The sequence below is a fragment of the Streptomyces sp. NPDC002176 genome (assembly GCF_044903645.1).
Lineage (GTDB): Bacteria > Actinomycetota > Actinomycetes > Streptomycetales > Streptomycetaceae > Streptomyces.
In genome coordinates this window covers 577397-588892 of sequence record NZ_JBJDQW010000005.1, presented here as the reverse complement: position 1 = coordinate 588892, position 11496 = coordinate 577397, and the positions used below count along the sequence as shown (strand labels likewise).

General features: G+C 73.7%; 7 protein-coding genes. 3 read left to right on the top strand and 4 right to left on the bottom strand.

Going from position 1 to position 11496, the window contains the following annotated elements:
* Positions 1 to 299: 299 nt before the first annotated feature.
* Complete coding sequence (locus ACI2LY_RS25525; RefSeq protein WP_389003213.1) at positions 300 to 848, bottom strand: MarR family winged helix-turn-helix transcriptional regulator; 549 nt, start codon at positions 846 to 848, stop codon at positions 300 to 302.
* A 123-nt stretch (positions 849 to 971) separates the two neighbouring features.
* Between ACI2LY_RS25525 and ACI2LY_RS25520 the strand changes: the two genes are divergently transcribed.
* Positions 972 to 2246 (top strand): MFS transporter, encoded by a 1275-nt coding sequence (locus ACI2LY_RS25520; RefSeq protein ID WP_404709190.1) that lies wholly within the window; start codon positions 972 to 974, stop codon positions 2244 to 2246.
* Positions 2247 to 2318: 72 nt separating this feature from the next.
* On the opposite strand, the gene ACI2LY_RS25515 is transcribed toward ACI2LY_RS25520, so the two are convergent.
* Together ACI2LY_RS25515 and ACI2LY_RS25510 are read right to left on the bottom strand one after the other, a co-directional pair.
* On the bottom strand, positions 2319 to 3947 hold the full coding sequence (locus tag ACI2LY_RS25515; RefSeq protein WP_404709172.1) for a SpoIIE family protein phosphatase: 1629 nt from the start codon (positions 3945 to 3947) through the stop codon (positions 2319 to 2321).
* A gap of 130 nt (positions 3948 to 4077) precedes the next feature.
* On the bottom strand, positions 4078 to 5457 hold the full coding sequence (locus ACI2LY_RS25510; RefSeq protein ID WP_404709171.1) for an NAD(P)/FAD-dependent oxidoreductase: 1380 nt from the start codon (positions 5455 to 5457) through the stop codon (positions 4078 to 4080).
* 305 nt (positions 5458 to 5762) lie between these two features.
* Here ACI2LY_RS25510 and ACI2LY_RS25505 point away from each other — a divergent pair, with 305 nt between their 5' ends.
* The gene (locus tag ACI2LY_RS25505) at positions 5763 to 6521 is read left to right on the top strand and encodes a TetR/AcrR family transcriptional regulator (protein ID WP_404709170.1); all 759 of its coding nucleotides are present in this window, start codon (positions 5763 to 5765) and stop codon (positions 6519 to 6521) included.
* Between the two features lie 181 nt (positions 6522 to 6702).
* Positions 6703 to 8658, top strand: a complete 1956-nt coding sequence (locus ACI2LY_RS25500) for a sigma-70 family RNA polymerase sigma factor (RefSeq protein ID WP_404709169.1) — start codon at positions 6703 to 6705, stop codon at positions 8656 to 8658.
* On the opposite strand, the gene ACI2LY_RS25495 is transcribed toward ACI2LY_RS25500, so the two are convergent.
* Positions 8655 to 10745: an asparagine synthase-related protein gene (locus tag ACI2LY_RS25495; RefSeq protein ID WP_404709168.1), complete on the bottom strand. Its 2091-nt coding sequence runs from the start codon at positions 10743 to 10745 to the stop codon at positions 8655 to 8657. The two genes, ACI2LY_RS25500 and ACI2LY_RS25495, sit on opposite strands and share 4 nt — an antisense overlap.
* Positions 10746 to 11496: the final 751 nt, after the last annotated feature.

Genomic DNA, 11496 nt, shown 5'->3' with positions numbered 1-11496 from the left:
TTCCCAGTCAGAGGGGGTTGTCTTCCCGGCCCGCTGGGCCGTTCCGACGTCTCAAACTCTAGCCGATCAACCCCGGCAGTTCCTAATCGGGCTGCTGGTTCCCATTCGAATTGAATTCGGACGCGCCGAAAGCAATCCCAGGGGGATGGTCGTACTGGTTGGTTTGAGGTGCCGCACCAGGCGGCGAGGTGTTGCGGAGAACCGTTACGGCTCCGTGCAACCCGAAGAACTTTACGGACTCGCCAGGGGCGGGTCAAGCCCCCCTGTCAAGATTTTTTCCGTCGGCCCTGCTCAGGCCATCAGTCCAGGTCGGAGAGCCGGCCCTCGGCGTCCGGCTGGGCGTGCTCCACGCGGCGGAGGAGCCGGGCAAGCACCTCTCCTAGTACGGAACGCTCCCCGGAGGTGAGGTCCTGGAGCAGGTCCTCCTCGAAGACCGTCGCCATGCGCATCGCCTCGAGCCACTTCTCGCGGCCCTCGGTGGTCAGCTCCACGATGACACGGACGCGGTTGGACTCGTCGCGCTCGCGGGTGACCAGACCCTCGGTGACCATGCGGTCGATCCGGTGGGTCATGGCGGCCGGGGTGAGGCCGAGCCGCTTGGCCAGCTCGCCGGGGCCCATCCGGTAGGGGGCACCGGAGAGCACCAGGGCCTTCAGTACTTCCCACTCCGCGTTGCTGATGCCCAGCTCGGCGGTCTGGCGGCCGTACGCCACGTTCATCCGGCGGTTCAGCCGAGACAGCGCCGACACGATCTCCTCGACCTGGGGGTCGAGGTCCTGGAACTCGCGCTGGTAGGCGGCGATCTGTTCTTCGAGTGTCGGCTCCGGCACGCCGGCGTTGTCGGCCATGCCCAGGAGTATGGCACGGGGAGCCTTTGCCTTGAAGTCCTTCGGCATGTAGTCTTTAGCTTCGAACTTTAGCTTTGAAGTCTTCACTCCTAACTTGTGGAAGAGGTGAACGTGACCAGGGCGATGGGGGCGGCGATGCCCCGCATCCACGTGGGCAACGCGCTCAGCGCGTTCGGACTCGGCTTCACGGTCCCGTATCTGTACGTCTATGTGGCGCAGGTGCGAGGGCTGGGGGCCATGACGGCGGGACTCGTGCTCGCCGTCTTCGCCGTGGCGGCGCTCATCGCGCTGCCGTTCGCCGGGCGGGCCATCGTCCGGCGCGGTCCGTTGCCCGTCCTGCTCGTCGCCCTGGTCCTGTCCGCGCTCGGCGCCCTGGGCCTGGGGCTGGCGGGCAGTGCGGTGTCCGTGCTGCTGACCGCCGCCGCACTCGGTGCCGGGCAGGCGGTGATGCAGCCCGCGCTGGCGACGATGATCGTGGACTGCTCGACCTCCGCGACCCGGTCGCGGGCGTTCGCCATGCAGTTCTTCCTGCAGAACCTCGGTCTGGGCGTCGGCGGGCTCATAGGCGGCCACCTGGTCGACGCGAGCCGGGCCTCCTCCTTCACCGTGCTGTTCACCATCGAGGCCACGATCTTCCTGCTGCTCGCCGTGCTGATGGCGACGGTGCGGATGCCGCGCGCCCCGCGCATCACCGACCTGCCCACCGGCTCGGCCAAGACCGGCTGGCGGCAGCTCATGAGCAACCGGGCGATGGTCCAGCTCTGCGTGCTGGGCTTCGTGCTGTTCTTCGCCTGCTACGGCCAGTTCGAGTCCGGTCTGAGCGCCTACGGCGTCGAGGCCGCCGGGATATCCACGTCCACGCTGGGCACCGCGCTCGCCGCCAACACGATGATGATCGTCGTGGCGCAGTTCGCCGTGCTGAAGCTGGTCGAGCGGCGGCGCCGGTCGCGGGTGATCGCGGTGGTCGGTCTGATCTGGACCGTCGCCTGGCTCGCGGCGGGGTACGCCGGGCTCGGGCACGGCAGCCAGGAGATGGCCACGGCCGCGTTCGTGTCGACGTACGCGCTGTTCGGGCTGGGTGAGGCGATGCTGTCGCCGACCGTGGCCCCGCTGGTCGCCGATCTGGCGCCGGAGGGCATGGCCGGGCAGTACAACTCCGCGTTCGCACTGGTCAAGCAGCTGGCGCTGGCGGTCGGACCTGCCATCGGCGGGCCGCTGGGCGCCTCACTGCACGCGCCGTACATCGTGACGTTCGCGCTGTTCTCGGTGGCGATCAGTGTGCTGGCGGTACGGCTGGGCCGACGGCTCACGCCCGCGCAGGACCACCCGTGGGCCGCGCATGCGAAGAGCCGGGTCGTGGCGCGGGGCGGTACTCCGGTGGAGTCGGTCAGCGCATAAGAAGTACGTACACACGGCAGAAGGGCCGGGAGCACCTCAGGTGCTTCCGGCCCTTCTCGTATGTCCGGAGCGTCAGCGCTTCGGGAGCAGGAACTCGCACCAGACCGCCTTGCCGCCGCCCGGGGTGCGGCGGGAGCCCCAGTTGGAGGCGATGGTGGCGACGATGTCGATGCCGCGGCCGGACTCGTCGGCCGGGTCGGCGCGGCGGCGGCGCGGGAGGTGGTCGTCGCCGTCGGTGACCTCGATGGTCAGGCGGCGGTCGGTGCGGCGCAGCCTGAGTCGCATGGGCGGGGTGCCGTGCTGGAGGGAGTTGGCGACCAGCTCGCTGGTGGCCAGGACGCCGAGGTCGTGCAGTTCGGTGGGGAAGCGCCAGCTGGTGAGCACGCCGGAGGCGAAGGCGCGGGCGCGCGGGGCGGCCTCGACGCCGCCGAGGAGGTCCAGGGCCGCGTTGCGGAAGAGGTCGGCGGCGGGGCCGGTGCGGTGGGGGTGCTGGAGGACGAGGACCGCCACGTCGTCGTCGTGGTCGGCGGTGACACCGGCCGAGCGGACCAGGCGGTCGCAGACGACCTGCGGGGTGCCGGTGGCGCCGGAGAGGGCGCGCGCCAGGGCGGCGATGCCCTCGTCGAGGTCCTGGTCGCGCCGTTCGACCAGGCCGTCCGTATAGAGGACGGCGGTGGCGCCGGGGCCGAGGGGGACGGAACCGGAGGAGTGGACCCAGCCGCCGGTGCCCAGCGGGGGGCCGGTGGGTTCGTCGGCGCGCAGGACCTCGCCGTTCTCGTCGCGGACGAGGATCGGCAGATGTCCGGCGGAGGCGTAGACGAGGCGGCCCTCGTTGGGGTCGTGGACGGCGTAGACGCAGGTGGCGATCTGGTTGGCGTCGATCTCCACGGCGAGGCCGTCGAGGAGCTGGAGGACCTCGTGCGGCGGGAGGTCGAGGCGGGCGTAGGCGCGGACGGCAGTACGGAGCTGGCCCATGACCGCGGCGGCGCGCACGCCCCGGCCCATGACGTCGCCGATGACGAGGGCGGTGCGGCCGCCGCCGAGGGTGATGACGTCGTACCAGTCGCCGCCGACCGCGGCCTCGGTGCCGCCGGGCTGGTAGGTGGCGGCCACGCGCAGGTCGTCGGGTTCCTCGAGGTCCTGGGGGAGCAGGGAGCGCTGGAGGGTGACGGCGGTCTGGCGCTCGGTGCGTTCGCTGGCGCGCAGGCGTTCGGCGGCCTCGGCGTGGTCGGTGACGTCGGTGGCGAAGACGAGTACGCCCGCGTCGCGGTCGCCGTGGCGGGTGACCGGGGTGCAGGTGAACGTGTAGGAGCGGCCGTCGACGGCCTTGCGGGACTTCAGGGTGCGGGGTCTGCCGCTGCGCAGGACCTGGTCGAGGAGGGGGAGGAGGCCCAGCTCGGCGAGTTCGGGGAGGGTGTCGCGGGCCGGGGTGCCGGGCGGGCGGGGGCCGAAGGCGGCGGTGTAGGCGTCGTTGACGTGGGCGAGGCGGTGGTCGGGGCCGTGGACCAGGGCGACGAGGGCCGGGACGCGGTCGAGGACCTCGCGTGTGGGCAGTTCGTCGACGGCGGAGGCGGGGTGTCCGGCGCGGGCGGCGGGCACCGGGTTCTCGCTCCGCCGGTCCGGGGGGACCGGCTGTTCGGTCCGCGCTGCGGCGCGGCGCTGCGTTCCGGGGAGCCGGGCGCTCCAGCGCGTGAAGTTCACAGTGGGGAAAGCCTCGCGTGTGCTGAGGGCGGGCTGTTGCCCGTCCGAGGATGTGGAGCAGTCTGGCAGGTGGCCGTCCGCGGCGACATCCGTCAGACGCCCGTACGGGCCGGGGAGTTCCCGGCTCCGGTCAGGACGACCCCTTCGGGGGGTCCGGGGGGCGACGTGGGGGTTTTCCACCGGCTGCCAGTTCGAACTCGGCCCGTGGGTGTTCGAGTGAGCCGAGGGAGACGATCTCCCGTTTGAAGAGTCCGGCGAGGGTCCATTCGGCGAGGACGCGGGCCTTGCGGTTGACGGTGGGCACGCGGCTGAGGTGGTAGGCGCGGTGCAGGAGCCAGGCGGGGCGGCCGGTGAGCCTGCGGCCGTACACCTGGGCGACGCCCTTGTGCAGGCCGAGGGAGGCGACGGAGCCGAGCTGCCGGTGGGCGTAGGTGCGCAGGGGTTCGCCGCGCAGGGTGTGCGCGATGTTGTCGCCGAGGACCCTGGCCTGGCGCAGCGCGTGCTGGGCGTTGGGCGCGGTGGTGGCGCCGGGCCCGGGGGCGGTGACGTCGGGTACGGCGGCGGCGTCGCCCGCGGCCCAGGCGTGCTCGGTGCCCTCGACGGCGAGCTGGGCGGTGCAGCGGAGCCTGCCGCGCGGGTCGAGGGGGAGGTCGGTGGCGGCGAGCACCGGGTGGGGTTTGACGCCCGCGGTCCAGACGACGGTGCGGGTGGGGAAGCGGCGGCCGTCGCTGAGGACGGCGACGCGGTCGGCGCAGGATTCCAGGCGGGTGTTCAGCAGCACCTGGATGTTGCGGCGGCGCAGCTGGGTGACGGTGTGGCGGCCCAGTTCGGGGCCGACCTCGGGCAGGACGCGGTCGGTGGCCTCGACCAGGACCCACTTCATGTCCTCGGGGCGGAGGTTGGAGTAGTAGCGGGCGGCGTAGCGGGCCATGTCCTCGAGTTCGCCGAGGGCCTCGACCCCGGCGTAGCCGCCGCCGACGAAGACGAAGGTGAGGGCGGCGTCGCGCAGGGCGGGGTCGCGGGTGGAGGAGGCGATGTCCATCTGTTCGATGACGTGGTTGCGCAGCCCGATGGCCTCCTCGACGGTCCGGAAGCCGATGGCGTGCTCGGCCAGGCCGGGGACGGGCAGGGTGCGGGAGACGGAGCCGGGGGCGAGGACGAGTTCGTCGTAGCCGATGAGTTCGGCGGAGCGGCCGTGCTGTTCGGTGGCGAGGGTGGTGACGGCGGCGGTGCGTACGGCGTGGTCGACGGCGGTGATCTCGCCGATGACGACGCGGCAGTCGGGCAGGACGCGGCGCAGGGGTACGACGACATGGCGCGGGGAGATCGAGCCGGCGGCCGCCTCGGGGAGGAACGGCTGGTACGTCATATAGGGGTCGGGGCTGACCACGGTGATCTCGACGTCACCCTGTCTGAGCTGCCGTTTCAGTTTCCGCTGGAGACGCAGGGCGGTGTACATGCCGACGTGGCCCCCGCCGACGACCAGAATGCGCGCGCGTTCCTTCACCATCCCATGACGCACCCGGCGCTGTTGTTTGTCCACAGCCTCGGCAATTTGTGTGACCGGAGGCCGGAGGGGTGGGGGCGCGGAATCCGGACATAAATGGCTCGTACTCCGATCGAGGGGCGCACTGTGCGGAACCTACCCCTTCTGAATTGACTGCCGCTCAACTATGTTGCTGTGTCGACGGGGTGCGGGAGGGTCGTCGAGGGGGCCGCCGGATGGGGGCCCGCTCAGGACCGGCGCCAGTTCCGCGCTTTCGGAAGTCAATGGCGGGGAGTCTCCGGGGGGAGACGTCATTACCGGGGGAAGACATGCATGTTCAGGACACGCACTGGTCAGCGGCGCCCCTCGCGTCGGCCGGACGGACGGGCGGCGGGCGCGCGGCGCCGCTGCGGGTGGACGCGCAGCGCAATCTGGAGCACGTGCTGAGGGCGGCGCGTGAGGTGTTCGGCGAGCTGGGGTACGGCGCGCCGATGGAGGACGTGGCGCGGCGGGCGCGGGTCGGTGTGGGCACGGTGTACCGGCGGTTCCCCAGCAAGGACGTGCTGGTGCGGCGGATCGCCGAGGAGGAGACCGCGCGGCTGACCGAGCAGGCGCGGACCGCGCTCGGGCAGGAGGACGAGCCGTGGTCGGCGCTCTCCCGCTTCCTGCGCACCTCGGTGGCGTCCGGCGCGGGTCGGCTGCTGCCGCCGCAGGTGCTGCGGGTGGGGGTCGTGGAGGAGAGCCCCGCGCCGGTCGCCCCGGTCGCCTCCGTCGCCTCCGTCGCCTCTGTCGCCGAGGAGGCGCGGGTGCCGCAGCAGCGTTCCCAGGCGGGTGCCGGGGAGCTGCGGCTGGTGGACGGGGACCGCGCGGGCGGCGAGCCGGGTACGGCGGCGCTGCTGGACGTGGTCGGTCAGCTGGTGGAGCGGGCGCGGGCGGCCGGTGAGCTGCGGGCCGACGTGTCGGTGTCGGACGTCCTGCTGGTGATCGCCACGGCGGCGCCCGCGCTGCCGGACGCGGCACAGCAGGCGGCCGCCTCCGCCCGGCTGCTGGACATCCTGCTGGAGGGACTGCGGTCCCGGCCCGCGTAGCGGAGCACCGGCACGCTGAACCCCCGTACTGGGGCTGCTTGTTCGGAACTGTTTGCGGGTGGTTGGTGAAACTTCCGCTCGGATGAGTGACGGGTCGGACGAGTGGACCGGTGATGAATACGGCTATGGCACGCTGAGCCCGTAAAGGATTGGGCTGTGCCGGTGTCGGGGGCTTTACGCGATGGGCGTTGACGGGTGGGACGGCGCGCGCGCCGACGGTGGCGGTGACGCGGAGGCCGGGGGACTGACCTCTCCGCAGGTGCCGAGCCAGGGCGGCCGGGCCGCTTCTGGCGGCGGTGAGCGGGCGAGTCTCCCGGCCCAGCGCGAGGGCAGTGCGCTGCCGCCCCCGCCGGACGCGCCGCCCGCCGACGGCGAGCTGATCGAGCGGATGCGCGCCGGGGACGACTCGGCGTACGAGGAGCTGTACCGGCGGCACGCGGACGCGGTGCGACGCTACGCGCGTACCTGCTGCCGGGACGGGCACACCGCCGACGACCTCACCGCCGAGGTGTTCGCCCGCATGCTGCAGGCGGTGCGCGGCGGTTCGGGCCCCGAGTACGCGGTGCGCGCCTATCTGCTGACCTCGGTGCGCCGGGTCGCCGCGCACTGGACGCAGTCCGCCAAGCGCGAGCAACTCGTGGACGACTTCGCGGTGTTCGCCCAACAGGCGGCCAGGGCGGCCGAGGTGGCCGACGACACCGGCCCCCTGGGTGCCTTCGGCGCCGATCTGGGTGCCGACGTACGCGCGATGCACGAGGCCGAACAGACCCTGGCCATGCAGGCGTTCCGCTCGCTGCCCGAGCGCTGGCAGGCGGTGCTCTGGCACACCGAGGTGGAGGACGAGTCGCCCAGCGAGGTAGCCGTGCTGTTCGGGCTCGACGCCAACGGCACGCGGGTGCTGGCCAGTCGGGCGCGCGAGGGGCTGAAGCAGGCGTACCTCCAGGCGCATGTCAGCGCGACCCTGGTGAACGACGAGGAGTGCGCGCGCTACGCCGACCAGCTCGGGGGCTACGCGCGTCGCAAGCTGCGCGTCCGGGCCGAGCGCGGGCTGCGCAAGCACCTGGAGGAGTGCGCCAAGTGCCGTCTGGCGGCCGCGCAGATCGAGGAAGTCGCCGGGGGTATCCCGGCCGTCGTCCCGATCGCGGTCATCGGCTGGTTCGGCGCCGCCGGGTACGCCAAGGCGCTCGGTGTCATCGCCGGTGGCGCGGGCGTGGGCGCCGCGGGTGCCGCGGCCGCCGCGACCGGGTCCACCGGTGGTGGGGCGGCGGGCGGTGGCGCGGCATCGGAGGGGCTGGGCGCGCCGGTGAAGGCGGGGATCGCCACCGGTGTGGTCGCGGTGGCCGCCGCCGTGGTGGCCCTGGCGCTGGTGAACGACAGCCGGCCGGCCAAGGAGATCGCCGAGCCGTCGCCGTCCGCGCCGGTGATCCAGCAGACCCCGCCGCCCGCGCCCCCGCCTGCCAAGAAGCAGGAGCCCGCGCCGAAGCCGCCCGCTCCGCCCGCGCCCGCCCCCGTCGTCCCGGTGGCGGAGAAGCCCGCACCGGAGCCGAAGCCGACCCCCAAGCCCACCCCGACTCCGACCCCGAAGCCGACGCCCAAGCCCAGGCCGACCCCGACGCCCACCCCCACCCCCACCCCCACACCCCCGAAGCCGAAGCCGACCCCCACACCGACCCCGACCCCCACCCCTCCGCCGCCCCCGCCCCGGTCCTACGAGCTGAGCGAACTCAGCTACGACCTCACCGGCGACGGCTCCGAGCCCGAGGTACGGCTCGGCGAGAGCAGCTGGGTGTGGCAGCGGTACGGCATGTCGATCGGCGGGGAGCGCTACTCCCCCGGTGTCACGGTGCGCGGCGACTCCTCGGTGACCGTCGACCTCAATCGCGAGTGCACCGCCTATGACGCGGTGGTCGGCGTGGACGACATGACGCTGGGCCTCGGCAAGGTCGCCTTCGCGGTGTACGCGGACGGCGTCCGGCTCTGGCGGTCCGGCACGGTCTCCGGCGGCGACCCGGCGGTACCGGTCCATGTGAACCTGGCCGGGCGGAAGACGGTACGGCTGGTGGTGGAGCCCCGCGGAACCCACTTCGACCAGGCGGCCCTGGCGGACTGGGCAAAGTCCCGCTTCAGCTGCGGTTAGCTCGGCCGCGCTCCCGCCCGCAGAGCCCCCCGCTGCGGGGCGATGCCCGACGGGACGGCGCGGGCGCGGGCCGGGGTGCCGGTCCAGCAGGTGCCTCGGCGGGACAGGAGGCGGCCGAGCCAGAGCTCCAGGGAGACGAGTTCGGCGAGGCCGTCCAGCGGGAGGGGTTCGCCGGAGGCGGCTTCCCGCAGGGCCTTGCGGACCACGCGGGCCTCGACCAGACCGGCGTCCGCGAGCAGCGGGGTGTCGAAGAGGTCGACCAGGGAGTCGGCGGCCAGCCGCAGGCCGGTGCGGGCGGCGGCGGCCGAGGACGCGTGGGACGGGGTGCCCCAGCCGGGCGGGAGGTCGGTGACCCCGGCGCCCTCCAGCACCGTGCGCAGGACGGCCGAGCGGGCACCGGGTTTGACGCGCAGGGCCTCGGGGAGGTCGCGGCAGGCGCGGACGACCTGGTTGTCGAGGAAGGGGGCGTGCAGCCGCTGGGAGCGGACCTCGGCGGCCTGTTCGAGGACGCGGAGGTCGGCCGCGTGCCGGGCGAGGACGGTACGGGCGCGGAACTCGCCGGGTCTCTGTCCCGGCCCCCCGGCCGCCCGGTCGGCGCCGGTCTGGAGCAGAACCGATACTTCGGCCAGAGCCTCCCCCGTGAGCCACCGGGCGGCCGGACCGGGTCTCGCCCAGGTCAGCGCGGCGAGCGAGGCACCGACCGGCCCCTTGGGCTCGTCGAACCGCCGCCGCATCAGCCGCTCGGCCAGCGCCTCCAGACCGGTGCGGTACGGGGTACGGGACAGCCGCCGGGCGGCGCCGTACACCCGGGCGGGGACCAGGACCGAGCCGTCGGCGCGGGTGAGGGCGGCGACCGGGCGGACCAGGTGGCGTCGCTGACGGTCCAGCAGCAGGTCGGCCAGCCGGGCCGGGTGGGCGTCCAGCACCTGGCGGGCGCCGTGGCCGGTGAAGTGGTCGGCGCTGCCCGCCGCGAGCCGGGCGCGGTGCCGGGCGGCGGTGACCAGGGAGGGGCCGGGCTCGTCGGTGAGCGGGCCGTCGAGGTCGGCGTAGGGGAGGGTGTCCTCGGCGCCGGTGACCACCACGTGGTGCAGGCGGGGGTTGGCGGCGAGGGCTCCGGCGCGCTCGACCTCGGCCTCGCGGCCGGAGACGGCCAGGTCGTTGAAGGTGACGGCGAGGAGGCGTTCGCCCGCGCCGGTGCCGTGTCCGAGGAGGGTGCCGGGTCGGCCGGGGAGTCCGGCGGCGAGCAGGGCCAGGGTGCCGGAGGCGGGGCCGCCGGAGAGGTCGGCGCCGATGCCGGGCACCGGCATGCCGCGTGCCGCGCGCCGTTCGGCCGGGCCCATGCCGGGCACCGGGCCGGGGTCGAGTCCGGGGACGTGCCGGGGTGCGGCGAGCCGGACCCGTACGGCTTCCACCAGGGCGTCCCGTACGGCGTCCACCGCGCGGTCGGGGTCGACGGGTGCCGCGGCGACGGCGAGGGAGGCGACCGGCTCGTAGCCGACGATCTCGCGTGCTCCGGCGCGCAGCACCAGCGCGTGGCCCGGCGCGACACGGCGCACGCCCTCGTAGGGGGTGCTGTCGCGCAGGGCGGCCGGTACCTCGGGGGCGGCGAGGAGGGCGGCGAGGTGGCCGAAGTCGAGGTTGGCCTCGGTGAGGTCGGCGAGCGGGAGGGCGGCGGTGGCGAAGGCGGTGCCGCCGTCCCAGGGGGTGTGGAAGACCGGGCGGGCGCCCGCGAGGTCGCCGCAGACCGTGATGCGCCGACCGGCCTGGACGACGGCGGTGTAGCTGCCCGGCCAGGCGGTGAGGTGGCGCAGGGCGCCGCCGCGGGCGGTGAACAGGCCGCGCCGCAGCTCCTCGTCGGAGGCGCCGCAGATGCCGAGGACGGCGATGCGGTTCTGCGCGTCGGCGTGGACCACGCGGACCTCGTCGGGGCGCCAGTCGCCGACGGCCCACAGCGGGTCGGGGTCGCCCCACAGGAGGTGGGAGCCGACGGGGCGCAGGGTCTCGCCCTCGTACCCGGTGGCGCCCGCGGAGTCGGCGGCGCCGAGGGCACGCGCGGCGGTGCTGCTCCACCCCACCAACCACCGCATCGACGCCTCCACAGGCTGTGGACCACCAGAGCACCGCACGAACCGGACCCATGCTGCCATGAAGAACGCGCCGGGGAAGGGTGGTGGCGCCGCCTTCGATCGAGGGAAAATCGAGGGAAACCAGCAGGAAACACGGCAGGACCCGACGCGCCGCCGGGATACGGCAGCGTACGGCGGGCAGGATGAACTCCCGCGTCGTCCACGGCGGATGAGGAGGGGGAGCGATGCGAATGCGCCCCGCTTCACTCCCCCGGAACGCCCTTCGCGCCCTCAAGTGCCATGGTGGGAACGGGAATGACGGAAGCGGAACGGCGGCTGTTTTCGGCCAACTTGGCGACTGGGCACGGGATGTGAGCACGCTCCGTACAGGCCCTGCGGAGCGCACGGCGGCCCGGCGAGCGCGCACGGCCCGGGAGGCGGGCGTCGCCTCCCGGACCGGTCCGCCGCCCGCGGGGATGTAGGCGGCGGCGTCCCCCAGCCCACTGGACTCAAGTACAGCGGGCCGACCCACGCAGAGCCATGGAACCGCTCCCCCGGTGGCCGGAGAAGAGCGCACGGACAGGCGCACGGCCACACGCGCGGGGGCACGCCGCGACGCTCCGTGCACGGTGCGTACAGGGCCGTACTCCCGTACGGACCGCAATCACGCCATCCGGAACAATGCCCCTTAACGCTTGGGATGCGGCGAACTACGCTGTGTTTACGAATGCCGCGTGGTTATGCCAGCGGGGCAGCCGTCTGTGTCGAGGGG